The organism is Micromonospora sp. IBHARD003 (assembly GCF_056106285.1).
In genome coordinates, this window is record NZ_JBWBBX010000001.1 from 8,165,349 (window position 1) to 8,181,344 (window position 15,996).

Genomic DNA, 15,996 nt, shown 5'->3' on the forward strand with positions numbered 1-15,996 from the left:
GTGGATCTGCCCAGCACGGCGTGCTGATGCGTGGCATCCCGTACTCGGACAGTCGCGAAAGCATCACGCGGTGCAGCAAATTGTGTGTCGGGATGATCCGGCATGAACGTCCTCCGAATGGCCCAAGCCGCTGGCAGCATACGGACGCACACCTGTTCCTGGGCAGCGCCAACTGCCTTGGGACAGCGCTTCATGGCTGAAGCCCGGCCCCCGGCGCGCCCGTCGTCCCGGGGGTTCCTCACCCCGTCGCGGACAGTCCGCGGCCGAAAGACTTGGGGCAACTCATGACGTCTCAACACTCCACGGTCACACGGCTGGGGCCGCGGGAGACGGTTGCCCTGTCCGTCACCACCATGTACTTCTCGGCCGCGGTCACGCTCGTCGGACTCGGCCTGCCCGTCCGCGACATCCTGTTCCTCACGAGCGGTACCGCCGGCGCTGCGGTCGTAACGGTCGCCATGACGACGCTCGCCGGCACGGTGCGAGCGACCCGCGAGGCCGTTGCCGCACTCGTCCGCCTCGCCGGACGTCCGTGACGGGGGCGGGACGTGGGACGTACCCCGAACCCGATTCCGGACCCGGACCCGGACAGGGCCGTCGGACGCCTCGCGCAGAAGTTACGCGACGGCCTGATGCACAGAAGCTTCAGTTACCGGGAACTCGCAGCGCAGATCGCGTACCACGCGACGACCCTGCAGCGGGCCGCCGATGGCAAGACCGTCGCGTCCCGGGCCGTGGTCAGCGAATTCGCACGAGCCTGCGACCTGGACAAGGAGGATGTACACCGGCTGTGGCAGGCTGCCCGAAGTGAACGCGATGGGAGGCCGGCCCCCAGGCCCAGACCTCCCGTCGCAGTTGAACAGATCGCCACCTACGCTGATCTGGGCTTGTATCTGGCGTGGGTGCGCGAGAAGGCAGGAAGCCCCTCGTACCAGCGGATGGAGGATCGGGCGGAGGTCACGAGGAAGCAATTCGGCCGACTGCCCCACTCCACAGCCCACCGGATCGGTGCACGGATGACGAATCGGCCCAGCCTGAAGCAGATGCGGGCGTACCTGGTCGGATACGGGATCCCTGTGGAGCGCCACGATCCCCTCGTCCGGGCATGGCGAAGGGCGGATGCGCGGTACTGGGAGGAAGACGCCCGCCAAAATGGCGGCCGCCGGGTGGCCAACCAGTGGACGGCGCTTCCGGAGCCCTACCGCGAGGCGAGCCCTGTGCAGCTGGCTCAAGACATGGGGTACTTCCCACTGGAGGCGTACCGCGGGCCCAGTCGGCCTTGGTCCGTCCGCTGCACCGCGTGCGGGGAGATCCGGCGGATCCGGCTCGGTGTCGAAATCACCAACCCAGGGCCACGGGACGGCTCGACGAAGCGGGGGTGCAGAAGGTGCGTTACCCAGGCCTACTGCTCGGCCTGCACAGCACTGGGCGCCGGTCGGGTGATCGCCGCCGGAACGGGGAACCGCGGGCCGCCGGGGCCGGCGGCTCGCGGCCACCGGCCGCGCCCGTAACCGTGGCGCCTTCCCCGCCGGTCCGGCTGCGCCCGGGGGCGGCCCAGCTCGAGCTGGCCTGAGCGCCGGGAAGGGGCCCCTTTGCTGCTCTCCCGGCCTTGAGGGCGTACACCCACCCGGCGCCCCGTCGCCTGAGAGAACCCACCGTCCCGGTCGGCAGCTGCTGCCGACGGGCCCCGCGTGTCCCTTGGCCGGAGCGCGTGCCCATGGGACGAAGCCCGCCTCGGTATCCGGCGAACGCCCAGGTGAGGAGCTCAGTCGGAGGTCCGTTGCCATACCGGACCCCATGGACTAGCTCAGCTGATTTCGACTGCCTGGAGCTTCACGGTGCCCACCGTGGGGAAGTTGAGAACCGTATTGCGCGACAGCCAGTGCCACTTCCCGTCAGCCAGCCACCAGATGTCGTTGTTGCCGGTGCTGATCTTGCTGGTCCAGAGTCCGCCCCGGCCAAGCCTGCTGGTGAAACCCACCTTTCCCTTGTTCGCGTAGCAGTAGTTCTTTTTGTAGTTCTCCGTTATCTGGAGAAAGTCCTTGTTTCCGCAGTCCACTTTGCTGATAGCGAACGCGGGGGCGGTGGAGATGGTCGCGCCGAGCGCGACCGTCAGGGCTGCGGTTGCCGCGATTCTCTTGATGCTCGTCTTCACCGAAGTGTCTCGACTTCCTTGGATGTTCGGGCATATGTCATCCCCCGCGGAGATCTAGATGACCGTCGGCGGCAGTGGGTTCCATCCCAAGCCACGTACCTTCGACGTTCGTGCGGCTCCCAGCCCGTAGCACCGGGCGCGGGCCGCCGTCGAGCACCACGTCGTCCCCGAGTGCCGGTTTACCCACTGGCGCGACCTCCTCGCCCGGCCGCGGCTGGCCGACGTGGCGGTGATCGCCCTCCTGGACGCTGACCATCTCGCCGCGGCCGTCGGCCTCGCCGTCCTCGGGGCTCCGTGTTGGCAGTTGTGGAGGGAATTTCCGGCGCTCCCTGGAGGGCGCAGCCCTCAGGCTGCACCGCCCTTCCGCCCAACCGGGCCGAGATTTTCAGTGCCTACCGCACGGACGCAGCCACCGGTGAGCCGATTCCGCCGGGCAGCGTCACCTCGACGCTGCGGCCCAGACTTCCGGACCCCAGATTGGTCAGCTGGCCTGCGTATGTCGCGGACGCCGTGCCCCGCTCGTCCAGAAAGGCCAGCTCGACCGCAGTCCCGGCCCGTGGCGCCGGCGCGGCCGGTCTCCAGGTCACCTCGACATTCTGCAGCGTCCTGGACAGCCACTCAGGTCCGCTGACGATCAGGCTCTCCACCGATGCAGGTGGCACCACGACCTCCTCGGCCACACCGAAGCCGATCGTGCGGACGAAGGCCGCCGCGAGTTCGGTGTCCATGGTGTCCCTGCGCCCGGTGACCGTGAGGTGGACGGGGCTCACCTCGTGGGCTCGCGGGTGCTTGGCCCGCAGCGTCTGGACGACCGAGCCGCCCTGGCGGGTGAAGTCCACCGTCCAGTGCGGGTCAAGCCCGTCGACCTGCTGCCCGAGCGCCCCGACCCGCGCGGCCAGGTCCTGCGTCCCGTTGCATAGGATCGCCCGCTCCTGGTTGTAGACCTCCGCTGCCGCATACAGCTGGTCGCGTGTGAAGAAGGACTCCAGATCACTGTGAGCGGCCAGGCGGTCGTCCAGCTCTGCCCGGTCCATGATCCGCACCCTCACGCTGAGCCCGGCCGCGAGAGCGGTCACGAAGGCCCGCTCGAAGTCGCTGACCGTGCACGGGACCACCAAGATCCACTCGTACGGATTGTGATTCATGGCTCGTGCGAACGACTTCTTGATCGAGGACCGGCGGCCCTTGACCGATGTGGGGAAGCCGTCGGGGTAGTACTTCAGCTGGAAGATACGCAGCCGGCCACCACTGGTCACCCGGATGTCGATACCGCCGTCGCCGCCCCGACCATTGACCGGCTCGACCTGAGCGGTGGCGTCGTAGAGCCGGTGGACCAGCGCCTCCACGATCCGGTCGAACTTCGGCTGTCCGATGCGATCCCACTCGACGGCCACGGCCACCCCCTCGTGCGGCAAGACACTCTGGAAGCATCGCACCCGTCACCGACACTCCCGGCTGCTTTGCCGGCGCATCGCAGTAAGGAGGTCGCCGAAGCCTGCCACTGGTGCGTGGATTGGAGACGTACTCCTTCCTGCGGGACATCAGCGCCGAGACGGGCGACCCGGTCCTGTGCCGGATGGCCGGGGGTACGCGTACGGCTACGCGACGGCCAAGCTGGAGGACGGTGATCCGGCGGCCGCGGCCAAGCAGCTCGCCTGGCTGGTGAACGAGGCTTCCCGATACGAGGACGCGGTGGCTACCCCAGGGCACCCCGCACTGGGAGCACCGGCCGAACACGGCAATGGCGGTCCCACGCGGCGTGCGAACGGAGCGCGGGACCGCCGGCCGCGCTGTCCTGTCAGAGCGGGCACCGCGACCGTACGGCCATCGGTCCGGCAGCGCGCGTCCAGTGGGCCGTGCGGAGCACCGATCCCATTGGTCGCGGGGTCCAAGCTGCTGAACGGAGAGCCGGGGATCGGTGCTGAGGTTGGGGCGCCTCTGTGGGTACGGCAGCTCACCGACGCAGTCCGTGCAATGGGCGACGAGAGTCGGTCCGGTATGTGCAAGAGCGATGCCCAGGCTCGATTCCTGGGCATCGCTCGGCGCGAACTGCCGTCGAGGCTACTGGACCGGGCCGCATCCGTTGATGCCACTGGGGGTGACGTTGCAGACCCGGAAGCGGAGGTTTATGACACTCTTGAAGTCCAGGGGAATACTCAACGTCTCAGCGTCATGATTCACCCGGCCCGCGGGCGACCACCAGGATTGGTCGGTGTGCCAGTACTCAAATTGGACCTCCCAGTTAGTGCCACACTTCGTCGGATGGAACGTGAGGTACGCCGTTCCCCAGGTGTTGTACTCGCCTTGGCCATCCGATGCCCAGCCATAGGTTCCCGATACTGTGCCGCACCGGTTGTATGAGGCGCCGCCGATCGGGCCCTCAGCAGCCATCGCGGTCGACGGCAGCAGCGCCAGACCGGCCGCCGCGGCCACGAGTAAGGTCGCGCGCCAGCCCCTCCGTGACATGGTCATTCTTTCTCCCCAGACTAGTGACGCCGCGTCCGACAGCACCCGTGCTCCTGCGCCGGCGCCATGGGCTGGTCGGAGCGACCTGTTGTCGCCTTCCCCAGCCGGCTTGTAAGGCCTCAGACTCCTCCTGACGCTGTTCCAGCGTCTTGTACGAATGCGAACTCACGTCCCGGCACAGACCGTGAATCCATTCCCGAATGGGGAGCGGTGCTGGCCAAGGTGTGTACGACAGGGATGCGGCGGCCGATGTCAGGGGTACCCGGAATGACGCAAGGCGCGAGTGAGCGTTGGGTGCGGGGCGCACCGAACTGGTTACGCCCGTTTGTGGTGAGCTATACGGGCTATCACCTGCCACGCGTCCAGGGGCAGCCCAGGGTCAACCTGCCTGCGGCTACCGTGACGTTGCTTCTCGGGTGGGGCGATCCCTTGAGCATCCATTCCGACAGCGGGCAGGATCCGCAGGGAAGCGCTTGGCAGGGCCTGGTGGCGGGGCTGCGAACCGCTGCACTCCGCAGCTCCTACACCGGTTCCGTCCATGCGATGCAGGTGGAATTCACGCCCCTCGGGGCGTATACCTGTCTGGGAGGCGTGCCCATGCGTTACCTCGCGGAGACACTGGTCGACCCAGACGATGTCCTCGGCCGAGGCTTCACTGCCCGGGTGACCGGCCGACTGGCAGCGGCGCCGGACTGGACAACACGCTGCGCGATTCTTGATGACGTCTTGGCGCAGCGGCTGACAGAGGGACCTGTGCCCTCACCCGTGGTCGCGCAGTCATGGGATCGACTGCTCGCGTTTCACGGCGGGGTCACCATTACTGAGCTGGCCGAAGTCACCGGTCGTGGTAGCCGTCGGCTCCAAGTGCTCTTTCGCGAGCAGATCGGCCTTCCGGCGAAGACCGTCTCCCGCATCCTGCGATTCCAGCGCGCGATCACCCTGCTGTCCTTGGCGGACCAGCCATTCGCCCTGACTGCAGCCGACTGCGGATACCACGATCAAGCCCACCTCAGTCGTGATTTTCAGGCACTGGCCAGGCTCACGCCAACACGGTTCCGCGAACTCATCCGCGACGCCATCCCAGGCGGAGCAGCTGTCACCAGCGGGCGTCTCACCGACATCACCACATTCACATCGCCACCGCCCAAGTGATCCGAGTCGGAGACTGACCTTGTCTGTTCCCAGACGGCGCGACGGCCGACAGCCTGCTTCGGCTCCCTGAGATGCTCGCTGGGCTGCGAGTGCCCTCCCTTTTTCGGGAGGGCGCCCTGGCGTTACTGGCTCTGGGGCGGCTTCGTGACTACTGCGGTCGCCCGCTTGTCGACGTAGTGGTCGAATGCCGCCTTCCCTTTCGAGGCGGCAAGTGCCAGGAGGCTGCCAGCCAGAGCGCCGACCGCGAAGGCCGTTTCGGTGTGCATGTGCTGCTGATCTCCTCGGATCGTTCCGTGCCGCCCCGGGGTTCCGAGCCGGCTGACCGACCCATTCGCGGGCGACCCGACCGCTCTCGCACTGCGCTGCGTGCGCCGCCAGTCCGTCACTCGATACCCGCAGCGGAGGCTCCATCCACGACCTGCGGTCCTACAACCTCAACGACCAGACACGCTCCTTGAAGATCAACCGCAACGACTGCTGATAGGCCAGGAACCGAACTGGCTTCTCGGCGCACCCAGCCAGGCACTGGATTATTCGGTTTCGTCGTATCGGGTGGCCAGGCGCAATCCGAGATCGGTTGCCCAGTTCTGGATCCATTGGCGTAGCTGGGCGATGTCGTCAGGTGTCATGCCGTATGCGGCGAATTCGCGGTCGGAGGTGTACTCCGCTGCTTCGAGCCGGGTGTGGAGTTCTTCGAGGTCGAAGTCTTCCTCGTGCCGGGCGCCGAGCCGTTCCATCTCGAGAGGGCTGTAGAGGTGGCGGGCGCTGAAGACGTCCAGCAGGTCCCGCGGGAAGCCGCGGTCGTGGACAGCCCGGGTCTTCAATCCGATCGTGTCATCGATCGACAGCACCGGTCCTGCGCTCGTCTGCTCCGGTGGCCGGGTGAAGACCTCTTTCAGTACGTCGAGCTCGCAGGATTCACCTGTGACCGTGTCCGTGGCGGTCAGCCGGGACATCCGGGGTGCCATTTCGACGATGTCGACCTGCCATCCCCTGTCTCTCAGCGCGGTGGCGAGGTAGGTGGTGATGACGTCCAAGGCGACGTGATGCGTGGTGGCAAGGGCCAGATCCTGGCTGAGGCGCGACACCAGGTCGTGGGCCTGGACTGCGTAGCCGCCTGCCAAGACCAGGCCGTAGGGCGCGCCAGCGTCCAGGGCGTCGGCCAGGAGCCGCTGGTGCAGCGGGGGAAGTTTCACGCCGCGGCGGCGGGCAAGAGGTCTGGGAAACGCTGCTCCCAGCAGCCACGCAGCGGTTTGCCCACGACGCGGCGCAGAAGAGGCCAGTACTGGCGCAGTAGGTCGCTGTTCAGGTAAGTCACCAGATCGTCGTGCTGCCCGATGTTCAGCACGATGCGGTAGAGACCGATCACGAGCCGCTCGTCAGAGAGGTCGAACTCCGTCAGTCCGGACCAGGCCAGGCGCTGCGGCAGGCACACCACGCCAGTCGCCGGCCCCCGCAGCTCCTCCAGGGAACGCGGCAGACGGTCGGCCAGGTGGCTCCAGCGAGGGTGCAACGATACGTCTTCACTCACCCCCTCAGTATCCCCCGTCGCGGTGCCGACGGGTGAAGCCCAAAGGCCGTACACGGGGACGCGCCGACGACTCCTGCCTTCCTCCCGGACGAGGGCGAGCTCGGATGTGGGTCTGCACGTGCGGCTACGCCAGTCAGCCCGCACCAGTGAGAAAAGCAGCAAAGGACGTCGCGGGTCTGCACGGCTGCGGCAGCGGGTTGTCGGTGGACCGAGCGGCCTTGATCGCAGCCCCGTACCAGGCGCGGCGCGACCCGTTGTCGCCCATCTTCCCACGTCAGCCATCCGGCCAGGCTTGCGGTCTCACGGCCGACGACCACATCGATCGACTATTGGGCAAGTGGGATCTGGGCGCGGGTTTCCCATTCGTACATGCGCCGGTTGCGGTTGAGGACGATGAGTTCTACTGCGCGGACGCGGTGGGTTGCCGGGATCGGGTCGACCGATTCCAGGGCCTTCCGGACGGGTTCGGCGGGGCCGTCGCTGTTGCTGTACGCGATGGAAACGTGTGGGGCGAACCCATCCGGCTTCTCGGGTACGTCCGTCCATACGCCACCGATCGCGGCGCGTACGGCGGACCGCAGGGAGGCGGCCGGCTGGGTGGGCTCGCCTTCCCACCGGATGGCTTCGGGAGTGATTTCGGGCCGGTGCAAGGTGAGGTCGAAGGCGGGGACGGCGGCGAGGCGCTCCGCGGCGGCGTCGACGATGGCGGCGACGTCTTTGTCCGGGACTTCGTCGGTGAACCCGAAGCCTTGCATGGTGAGGTGGAGCCACTCGTCCGGGACCAGGGAGCTCGGGGTTTCGGTCGAACGCTGCAGAGCTCCGTGCCAGTTGTAGCGGTGGGCGTCTGGTCGGCCCTGGGGTTGCCGTACTCGTCGCTGTCCAGGGCGATCGGGGCCTTGCTCGTGTCCAGCGGCAGCTGGAGGGCCACGTCACCGTGCACGTTGCTTAGCTGGAGAACCGTCCCACCGCTCTGGCCGGTCACGGCACCAAGCACGCCCGCCAGCGATTCCACATTGCGGCTGATCTGGCCGGTGGTCGTGTTCTCGACGATCCAGCGGGGCGCATCCCCGTCTTCGGCGTAGTGGTTGATCTTCGTGCCGAGGTCGGTCCAGGTGTTGCCGCTGCCCGACTCCAGCTTCCACGACCGCATGCGCAGGCCGGAGTCGAGCTGCCACGTCTGGCGCTGGCCGTTGGCGACCTGCTGGTGGACGAGGTCGTTGGCGTAGTAGCCGATCGTGCCGTGGCCCGGAGCGGTAGTGGTGCGGCCGAAACCGTCGTAGACGTACCCGGCGTCGACCAGGCGGTTGCCACTGTCGTATGTGTGGGTGGTGGTCGTGCCCCCGGAAGCGGGGCACTCGGCACCGGGGGCACTCGCGGCCGACGTCAGCGTCTTCCGGTTGGAACGCTGGTCGAAGGTGTAGGTGCGCTTGGTGCAGATGGTGTTCGCGGTGTCCTCGACCGACGTGAGCCGGCCGGTGGCGTCATAGCCGAATGCCTGATCGGACCAGCCGCTCTGCGAGGAGATCTGGCCGTGGACCGAGGATGCGGCGGTGTCCGAGTACACCATGGTCCCGTCCGAGTCACGGGTGTACGTGCGCGCGGTGACCGCACCCACGCTGTTCTTGACGACGTCAAGGGAGTAGCCGCCCGGCAGCTTCTCGCTGTCTACGTCACCGTCGGCGTCGTAGACGGCCTGGAAGGCGCCCGCCACGGAGTCGGTGAGAGTGGTGGCCAGGCCACGCGGGTCAGCGCTGTGATCGTAGGTGTAGGTGTCCGTGGACGGCGCGCCGTCGGTGATCTTGGTGGAGCCGGTTGAGCAGGTCGTACTCAGCCCGCGTCGTCCCCCCGTCGGCATCCGTGTAGGAGGTCTGGCGGCCGAGCTTGTCGTACGCCTTGGTGATCGTGCCCGCAGTCGGGGACGTCTTCTTGATGATGTTTCCGGTGCCGGGGTCGTACTCCGTGGTGACCTCGAGTACCGCCTGTCCGAGACCGCCCATGACCGTTTCGTTGCTCGCGCGACCTGCGCTGTCGTACGTGGTCGTGGTGGTGCGGGTGACGCCGTTCGCGGTGTCCATGACCTTGGCCGGGTGGCCCCACCAGTTGTACTCGGTGGTGGTCGGCAGCGGCGAGCCAGCGCCAGGGCGGCCTGCTGGTGCGCACGGCGCAGGACACGGTGCGGGCTCGCCCACACCCCGGGCCCGTGCGCGATGCGGTGCGCGGCGACGTAGTCGCCGAGGGCTTCCCTGGTCGGCTCGGCGAGATGGGCCAGGGACCCGAGCGCCTCAGCCGCGGCCGCGGAGGTGTAGGAGTCGCGCGGCAGCAGGCAGTCGGCGAGGAGCCGAACAAGGTGAGTATGGTCACCCCTCCAGGTGGCGGATGTCCTGGCCGAAGCCCGCCGACACCTGCTGGAGACGCTGCGCGGCCGTGAGTTCACGCGCGGCCTGGACGACTACATCGCGAACGCGGCCCTGTCCCGCCACTCCCGGCAGCTCACGGTTCCCCAGCCCGGCCGCCGGGCCCGGCGCCGGACCAGCTCACGTACACCGCCGACTTCGCCTGGCCGCACCGGTGGTGGATCGCCGGCGCCGACGGCAAGCGGCCGCGGGAGTCGAGCCGGTACGAGCGAGCCCGGGTCGCCAGCCTCGCCCTGCAGAACGCGACACCTTGGCCGGCCGCGGGTACGTTGGCTGAGGTCTTGACGCTCTGCGCGTCCAGCACTCAGGCACTGGGCTCGGCACTGCGGCCTTCAGCCTCGCGGACCAGGCGACGCAGCCAACCAGCACCGCGCTGCTGTCGCCGGTCTCGCCCTCCTTATCCACTGCCTCAGCTGAAGCAAAGGCTCGGCATCGGCGAAGCCTCCGAGGTCAACTGGCCTCGGAGGCTTCCCGGTCCTTGCTCCGCGGCGGGGTACGGGGGTATCCGCCAGGCGCCAGCCCGCGCACGACTCAGGCGCGCCTTCGGGACGGGAGCCCACCGGGCCGTCACTGGTATGCCCGCCGAGTTCCTGCGCCCTGCGCCCAAGGCGCAAGCACGTGGCAGCAGATCGAGGGCGCCGACCTGGTCGGCCGACGGACCGTCCTGCTGGACGACACCGTCCGCAGCGGCGCCAGTCTTCTGCACAGCGCCCGGCTGCTGCAGATGGGCGCGCTGGTCGGTGCGGCCCGTGTCCTTGCTCGGCAGTGTGCTCAACGAGCACCACCTGGTCCGGCCTGGTTGGTGGCCTCGCCCGCACCTTGCTCCCGCCGTGCCCTGAGTTCCTGCACGGTTACCGTCGCAGCCAAACCGGCTGTGACGGTGCGGCAAGGGTCATTGCCAGTCGTCTCCGTCTTCCGGGGTGGGCGTCACGACAGGCGGTATTCGTACTGGGTCACGCGTTCGTTGATGATCCACGAAGGGAAGTCCGCGCTCCAGGGGCTGACTTCTCATCACCCTCGTCGTACGTACGTGTCCGTAGAGATACCTGCTCCCGTGGGCGTGTCGCCAGCGTGTGCCCCCGTACCCTTCGTGGTGTCTGCGACGTTACGTAGCGGGCGCCAAACACTGGAGGTAATGCCTCGTGCTGATTGCTCAGCGTCCGTCGTTGACCGAAGAGGTTGTCGACGAGTTCCGGTCCCGGTTTGTGATCGAGCCGTTGGAGCCCGGCTTTGGTTACACCCTCGGCAACTCGCTTCGCCGTACGCTCCTCTCGTCGATTCCGGGTGCGGCGGTCACGTCCATCCGTGTCGACGGTGTCCTGCATGAGTTCACGACCGTGCCGGGTGTCAAGGAGGACGTCACCGACCTCATCCTGAACATCAAGCAGCTGGTCGTCTCCTCGGAGCACGACGAGCCGGTCGTGATGTACCTGCGCAAGCAGGGCCCGGGTCTGGTCACCGCCGCCGACATCGCGCCGCCGGCCGGTGTCGAGGTGCACAACCCCGACCTCGTCCTCGCCACCCTCAACGGCAAGGGCAAGCTGGAGATGGAGCTCACCGTCGAGCGCGGTCGCGGCTATGTCTCCGCCGTGCAGAACAAGCAGGTGGGCCAGGAGATCGGCCGTATCCCGGTCGACTCCATCTACTCGCCGGTGCTCAAGGTCACCTACAAGGTCGAGGCGACCCGTGTCGAGCAGCGCACCGACTTCGACAAGCTGATCGTCGACGTCGAGACCAAGCAGGCCATGCGTCCGCGTGACGCCATGGCGTCGGCCGGTAAGACCCTGGTCGAGCTGTTCGGTCTGGCCCGCGAGCTCAACATCGACGCCGAGGGCATCGACATGGGTCCGTCCCCGACGGACGCCGCCCTGGCCGCCGACATGGCGCTGCCGATCGAGGATCTGGAGCTCACGGTCCGCTCGTACAACTGCCTCAAGCGTGAGGGCGTCCACTCCGTGGGTGAACTCCTGGCGCGCTCCGAGGCCGACCTGCTCGACATCCGCAACTTCGGTGCGAAGTCGATCGACGAGGTCAAGGTCAAGCTTGCCGGTATGGGCCTGGCTCTCAAGGACAGCCCGCCCGGATTCGACCCGACCGCCGCCGCGGACACCTTCGGCACAAACGATCGTGCGAGCACGGGTTTCGTGGAGACCGAGCAGTACTGAACACCGCGGCCACGGGGCCTTGTCACCATGTGGCGGTGCCTCGGCAAAGGGATTGGCGTGATCCCCAGACTGGTCGCGGTTTCGAAGTTGTCTGCCCCACGGGTCACGTCAGCCGCGGGTGCTTTGCGTCCGGCCCTGTCCGGACCAGGGCGCTTACCTCACGGGGCCCGCAACGTGCGGGTCTGAACCTCCTCGAAGGAGAATCAGGGATGGCCAAGGGCACTGTGAAATGGTTCAAGGCGGATAAGGGCTTCGGATTCATCGAGCAGGGGGGTGGTGGCCCGGACGTCTTTGCCCACCACTCCAATATCGTCAGTCAGGGCTTCCGCGAACTGCGGGAGGGCCAACAGGTGGAGTTCGACGTCACGCAAGGCCAAAAAGGCCCCCAAGCGGAGAACATCCGCATCGTCTGACCCCAGCACCTCAGCAGGGCCCGGCACCAGTGGTTTGGAAGGTGCCGGGCCTTTCGTGTCTGGCCGCCGGCCGTCGCCGGCTTCGTGGCTCCGCTCACCGGTGTCAGCGGGCGGGGCTACAGTACGTCGCTGTGGACGCTGCTGATCTTGACTATCGTGCTGCGCGCCGTGCGTCCCGAGGCCCCCATGCAGCTGGAGCGGCTGATCAGCCGACTTCTGGCAAAGGAGCCCTGCGGCCGGCCATCGAACGCCACCTCACCCGAACCCTCACACGACAACCTGAATACGCCTTGCTCCTGCAGCCGTACGTTGCTGGTCGGTGCTGCCCTGCGCCCGGCGCCGCGCTGCCCGCACGGCCAGCACGCGGGGCCGCGCACAGTGGGCTTACCACCGGGTCAACTCTGCCGTCGCGTTCCTGACTCACCTCGCCGGGCTCGGTCTCAGCCTGACCGAAGCCACCCAGCACAGTGGCTCGCCGTAGCGGTGGTTGAGTCTGCGGTAGCCGGTGAGCCAGGACATGGTGTGTTCGATGACTCATCGTCACCAATTGCTCGCCGCTCCCAGCTCCGGTGACGACTTTGCCAGCTCTTTGCAACCCGTCACGGGGCTGCCTCGTCTCTCCGGTCGATCAGTTCCGATCAGTGACCAGCCCGCCGGTTGACCACCGTGCAGGCCGACGAAAGAGAGCGAATCATGCGCCGAACGGCCCTCAGTGCCATGGTAGTTGCCTGCACCGCCGTACTGGCGGGCGCGGTGCCCGCCTTCGCGGACGCCTCCCCGACCCCGAGCCCCGCCCGCACCACCGCCCCCACGCCCCCGAGCGGGGCGCCGTCGTCTGGCCAGGTCCCCGTCGTGCCGAGCGGCGCGCCGAACACCGGTGTGGCGCCGACGTCCTCGGATTCCTCCGGGGCGGGTGCGCTGATCGGCGGGGGCGCCGCCGCGGCCCTGGCCCTCGGCGGAGGCGCGGCCTTCCTCGTCCGCCGCCGGGCGAACGGGGCATGAGGCCGCTCTCCGGGCGCGCTTTCGCCGCCGCGGCGTCAGTCGTACTGGCCGCGCTGCTCCTGGGCTGCGGCGGTCCCGGCGCCACGACCGGCAGCTCCGCGAGCGGGGGCGGCGACAGTGCGTCGTCGTCCTCCGCGTCGGCCCCTGACAGGCCGACGTCCGCGGTGGGGCGATCGACCCCGGTCAGGCTCCAGATACCCGCCATCGGGGTGGACACCCCGGTCATGAAGCTGGGCTTGGCCAGGGACGGCACTGTGCAGGTGCCGCCGGTCAAGGCGCACGACAGGGCGGGCTGGTACGAACACTCCCCGTCGCCGGGCCGGACCGGTCCGTCCGTGATCCTCGGTCATGTCACGGTCGGCGCTTTTGGGGACGGCGTCTTCCGGCACCTCGAGGACATGCACCGGGGCCAGAACATCGTGGCGCGCCTGGAGAACGGCACAGCTGTGGAGTTCCGTGTCACCGAGGTCAGGAGGGTGGCCAAGGCCGACTTCCCGACGAAGGATGTATACGGGAACGTGAACCGGCCGGAGCTGCGCCTCATCACGTGCGGCGGCGCGCGGACCGGTGACGGATACCGCGACAACGTGATCGTCTTCGCGGCACTGACCTCCGCGAGCCCCTGACTCGCACGCTGACCCCGGGCCGCCGGAACGCAGAACGGCGGTCCGGGGTCTAGACCTGCGTATGCCATCACCCTCTGGAGAACGTTGAAACGGTCCCGAGACAGGGCTGCGGCCGAGCTGTTCGCCTCCCTCTATCCACGACTGGCCGGCTGGGTCCGTCGACTGGTCGACGACGACGAGACGGCCCATGAGATCGCCTCGGAGGCGTTCACCCGGCTCTGGGCCCGCTGGACGGACGTAGCCGAACCGCACGGTTTCCTCTACGTCACCGCGGCCAACCTCGTCCGGGACCACTGGCGCAAGTTGGAGCGCGAACGCAGGGCCGTGCGTCGGGCGACCACGGAGGCGGAGCTGACCCCGCACCCCGAGCAGGCCGACCCCTCGGTACGGCTGCTCGTGCAGGCGCTGCCCGAACGGCTGCGCGTCCCGATCCTCCTGCACTACTACGCTGACATGCCGATCCGGGAGGTGTCCGTGCTCACCGGACGCAAGGAAGGAACCGTCAAGGCCGACCTCCACGCGGCCCGCGAACTGCTCCGTGCCCACCTGAGGAGAAGCCTTGATCACACACTCTGACGAGAGCCCGGACCGCGACGCCGACGACCCGCTCACCGTCATCCTGCAGCCCCCCGCCGAGTACCTCGGCGCACCTGTCGGCCGCTACGAGGCCATCCGCCGCGGCGCCTCCCGCCGCCGCCTCCTGCGCGCGGCCGCGGGTGCGGCCCTGACCTGCGGCGTGGCCGCCCTCGTCGTCCTGCCGCTGCGGCTGACCACGGCCGACGGGCACGGCTCCCCGACGGTTCCCCTCGCCCCGGCGCCCGTCAGCAGCCCCTCGACACCGCCGCCCCGTCCGGCGACGTCCGCACCGCAGAGCCCGCACCCGCCCCGCCCCGGCGGGATCCCCACTCCTGCCGCGCGTCCGAGCACGACAGCCCCTCCGACCCCGTCCGCCGCCGCGTCCTCTGCAACACTCACCCACTGACCCAACAGCGCCGGATCGCATGAATCTGTCGTATAGGTCCTCGAAGACCTCAAGCGCCGCAGCATCGTCAGCAGGGCTCGGACCGTCCCAAACAGCCAAGTCATAGCTCATGGCGGCATTGTGTTGGTCCCCACCGACAGCCGATGCCACCAGGGTCAACAACTGCATCGGTTCGTCACGAAACTGCGGACAGAGCCGCTTTCAGAGAGCGCCATCACCAGCTACGCATCGCCGCCCGGGCGCGACCAGGGCACTCCCCGCTGAGGCCGCCTGCCGCATCATCATCCTCGAAGATCACCTCGAAGAGGCCCAGCGCCTCAACGCCGAGTACCGCCGCGCCGCCGAATCGGCCAGCCCGACGGCTGCGGACTGAGGCGGTCCGCGCCCTGCCGGGCGCCATCTGGTCGCACGCACGCACGTCGGCAGTGCTCCGCGTCCAACACCGGAGTCCAAGAGGTAAGGCTGCCTCCCCTGGTGACAGGGCGTGTGGACGTGTAGCGTCTGCGTTAGCTGTCGTGGTTCGGAAGTTCCCTTTGCCCACGCCTTCGGTGTGGGCGTTTTGCTGTGCTGTGCCGCAGGGACCAGGGCGATCACCTCCGCCTTCCGCATGGTGTGGGAGGCGTTCATCGACTGGAAGGCATGAGACATGGCTACGGGAACTGTGAAGTGGTTCAACGCGGAGAAGGGTTTCGGCTTCATCGCCCAGGACGGGGCGGTCCGGACGTGTTCGCCCACTACTCGGCGATCAACTCCTCGGGCTTTCGTGAGCTCCAGGAGGGCCAGGCCGTGACGTTCGACGTCGCCCAGGGCCCCAAGGGCCCCCAGGCGGAGAACATCACCCCGGCCTAACCTTGAGCACCGGGCGCGCGTGCGCTTCTCGCCGGAACTCCCCGATCCCGACCGCGCCACGGGCGCTGTGACGTCCCGGGTCGTGCCGCTGATCAGCGCGGAGGACATCGACGCGGTGGTCAGGAAGACGATCGGCTTCGGTATTCCGGGCGCCTGATCACGGGCATGCGGGACTTTACGAGAGTGTGTGCCGCCGGGTCGCCGGACCTGGCGGCACACTTGGGCGTCCCGGTCACTCACT

The 15,996-nt window shown here is 68.1% G+C and carries 17 protein-coding genes and 1 pseudogene; 10 read left to right on the forward strand and 8 right to left on the reverse strand.

The genetic code is table 11. From position 1 onward, the window contains the following. Positions 1-284 precede the first annotated feature (284 nt). Positions 285-536 (forward strand): hypothetical protein, encoded by a 252-nt coding sequence (locus ACTWOL_RS35570; RefSeq protein ID WP_474301022.1) that lies wholly within the window; start codon positions 285-287, stop codon positions 534-536. A gap of 1,271 nt (positions 537-1,807) precedes the next feature. Here ACTWOL_RS35570 and ACTWOL_RS35575 read toward each other — a convergent pair. From ACTWOL_RS35575 to ACTWOL_RS35585, 3 genes are all read right to left on the reverse strand, one after another. Continuing rightward, positions 1,808-2,155: a beta/gamma crystallin domain-containing protein gene (locus ACTWOL_RS35575; protein ID WP_474301023.1), complete on the reverse strand. Its 348-nt coding sequence runs from the start codon at positions 2,153-2,155 to the stop codon at positions 1,808-1,810. A gap of 392 nt (positions 2,156-2,547) precedes the next feature. Continuing rightward, the gene (locus tag ACTWOL_RS35580) at positions 2,548-3,549 is read right to left on the reverse strand and encodes a hypothetical protein (RefSeq protein WP_474301024.1); all 1,002 of its coding nucleotides are present in this window, start codon (positions 3,547-3,549) and stop codon (positions 2,548-2,550) included. A gap of 667 nt (positions 3,550-4,216) precedes the next feature. Beyond that, the gene (locus ACTWOL_RS35585) at positions 4,217-4,627 is read right to left on the reverse strand and encodes a hypothetical protein (protein WP_474301025.1); all 411 of its coding nucleotides are present in this window, start codon (positions 4,625-4,627) and stop codon (positions 4,217-4,219) included. Between the two features lie 423 nt (positions 4,628-5,050). Between ACTWOL_RS35585 and ACTWOL_RS35590 the strand changes: the two genes are divergently transcribed. After that, positions 5,051-5,773, forward strand: a complete 723-nt coding sequence (locus tag ACTWOL_RS35590; protein WP_474301026.1) for a helix-turn-helix domain-containing protein — start codon at positions 5,051-5,053, stop codon at positions 5,771-5,773. A gap of 122 nt (positions 5,774-5,895) precedes the next feature. Here the strand turns inward: ACTWOL_RS35590 and ACTWOL_RS35595 are convergent, their stop codons facing one another. From ACTWOL_RS35595 to ACTWOL_RS35615, 5 genes are all read right to left on the reverse strand, one after another. Beyond that, positions 5,896-6,039: a hypothetical protein gene (locus ACTWOL_RS35595; protein ID WP_474301027.1), complete on the reverse strand. Its 144-nt coding sequence runs from the start codon at positions 6,037-6,039 to the stop codon at positions 5,896-5,898. A gap of 264 nt (positions 6,040-6,303) precedes the next feature. Then, positions 6,304-6,969, reverse strand: coding sequence for a nucleotidyl transferase AbiEii/AbiGii toxin family protein (locus ACTWOL_RS35600; RefSeq protein WP_474301028.1), 666 nt, complete (start codon positions 6,967-6,969; stop codon positions 6,304-6,306). After that, positions 6,966-7,304, reverse strand: coding sequence for a hypothetical protein (locus ACTWOL_RS35605; protein WP_474301029.1), 339 nt, complete (start codon positions 7,302-7,304; stop codon positions 6,966-6,968). Before ACTWOL_RS35605 ends, ACTWOL_RS35600 begins: the two co-directional genes overlap by 4 nt. Before the next feature lie 326 nt (positions 7,305-7,630). After that, complete coding sequence (locus ACTWOL_RS35610) at positions 7,631-8,119, reverse strand: 2'-5' RNA ligase family protein (RefSeq protein WP_474301327.1); 489 nt, start codon at positions 8,117-8,119, stop codon at positions 7,631-7,633. Between the two features lie 930 nt (positions 8,120-9,049). Next, positions 9,050-9,379 carry a hypothetical protein gene (locus ACTWOL_RS35615; RefSeq protein WP_474301030.1) on the reverse strand — a complete coding sequence of 110 codons (330 nt, stop codon included), beginning with the start codon at positions 9,377-9,379 and terminating at the stop codon, positions 9,050-9,052. A 1,481-nt stretch (positions 9,380-10,860) separates the two neighbouring features. Between ACTWOL_RS35615 and ACTWOL_RS35620 the strand changes: the two genes are divergently transcribed. From ACTWOL_RS35620 to ACTWOL_RS35655, 8 genes and pseudogenes are all read left to right on the forward strand, one after another. Continuing rightward, positions 10,861-11,883: a DNA-directed RNA polymerase subunit alpha gene (locus ACTWOL_RS35620; protein WP_474301031.1), complete on the forward strand. Its 1,023-nt coding sequence runs from the start codon at positions 10,861-10,863 to the stop codon at positions 11,881-11,883. Between the two features lie 209 nt (positions 11,884-12,092). After that, on the forward strand, positions 12,093-12,296 hold the full coding sequence (locus ACTWOL_RS35625) for a cold-shock protein (RefSeq protein ID WP_474301032.1): 204 nt from the start codon (positions 12,093-12,095) through the stop codon (positions 12,294-12,296). A gap of 693 nt (positions 12,297-12,989) precedes the next feature. Further along, positions 12,990-13,298 carry a hypothetical protein gene (locus ACTWOL_RS35630; protein WP_474301033.1) on the forward strand — a complete coding sequence of 103 codons (309 nt, stop codon included), beginning with the start codon at positions 12,990-12,992 and terminating at the stop codon, positions 13,296-13,298. Beyond that, positions 13,295-13,924, forward strand: coding sequence for a class F sortase (locus tag ACTWOL_RS35635; protein ID WP_474301034.1), 630 nt, complete (start codon positions 13,295-13,297; stop codon positions 13,922-13,924). The genes ACTWOL_RS35630 and ACTWOL_RS35635 overlap by 4 nt, the downstream gene beginning before the upstream one ends. Positions 13,925-14,008: 84 nt before the next feature. Then, positions 14,009-14,500 (forward strand): RNA polymerase sigma factor, encoded by a 492-nt coding sequence (locus ACTWOL_RS35640; protein WP_474301035.1) that lies wholly within the window; start codon positions 14,009-14,011, stop codon positions 14,498-14,500. Continuing rightward, positions 14,484-14,906 (forward strand): hypothetical protein, encoded by a 423-nt coding sequence (locus ACTWOL_RS35645; RefSeq protein WP_474301036.1) that lies wholly within the window; start codon positions 14,484-14,486, stop codon positions 14,904-14,906. The genes ACTWOL_RS35640 and ACTWOL_RS35645 overlap by 17 nt, the downstream gene beginning before the upstream one ends. A 646-nt stretch (positions 14,907-15,552) precedes the next feature. After that, positions 15,553-15,755: pseudogene (locus tag ACTWOL_RS35650) on the forward strand (cold-shock protein). Positions 15,756-15,774: 19 nt separating this feature from the next. Further along, positions 15,775-15,912, forward strand: coding sequence for a hypothetical protein (locus ACTWOL_RS35655; protein ID WP_474301037.1), 138 nt, complete (start codon positions 15,775-15,777; stop codon positions 15,910-15,912). Positions 15,913-15,996 lie beyond the last annotated feature (84 nt).

Coding starts and splice junctions, on each gene's coding strand:
- ACTWOL_RS35615 (WP_474301030.1), bottom strand. CDS start 9,379: ATGGACACCGCGAACGGCGTCACCCGCACCACCACGACCACGTACGAC.
- ACTWOL_RS35570 (WP_474301022.1), top strand. CDS start 285: ATGACGTCTCAACACTCCACGGTCACACGGCTGGGGCCGCGGGAGACG.
- ACTWOL_RS35595 (WP_474301027.1), bottom strand. CDS start 6,039: ATGCACACCGAAACGGCCTTCGCGGTCGGCGCTCTGGCTGGCAGCCTC.
- ACTWOL_RS35585 (WP_474301025.1), bottom strand. CDS start 4,627: ATGACCATGTCACGGAGGGGCTGGCGCGCGACCTTACTCGTGGCCGCG.
- ACTWOL_RS35625 (WP_474301032.1), top strand. CDS start 12,093: ATGGCCAAGGGCACTGTGAAATGGTTCAAGGCGGATAAGGGCTTCGGA.
- ACTWOL_RS35630 (WP_474301033.1), top strand. CDS start 12,990: ATGCGCCGAACGGCCCTCAGTGCCATGGTAGTTGCCTGCACCGCCGTA.
- ACTWOL_RS35635 (WP_474301034.1), top strand. CDS start 13,295: ATGAGGCCGCTCTCCGGGCGCGCTTTCGCCGCCGCGGCGTCAGTCGTA.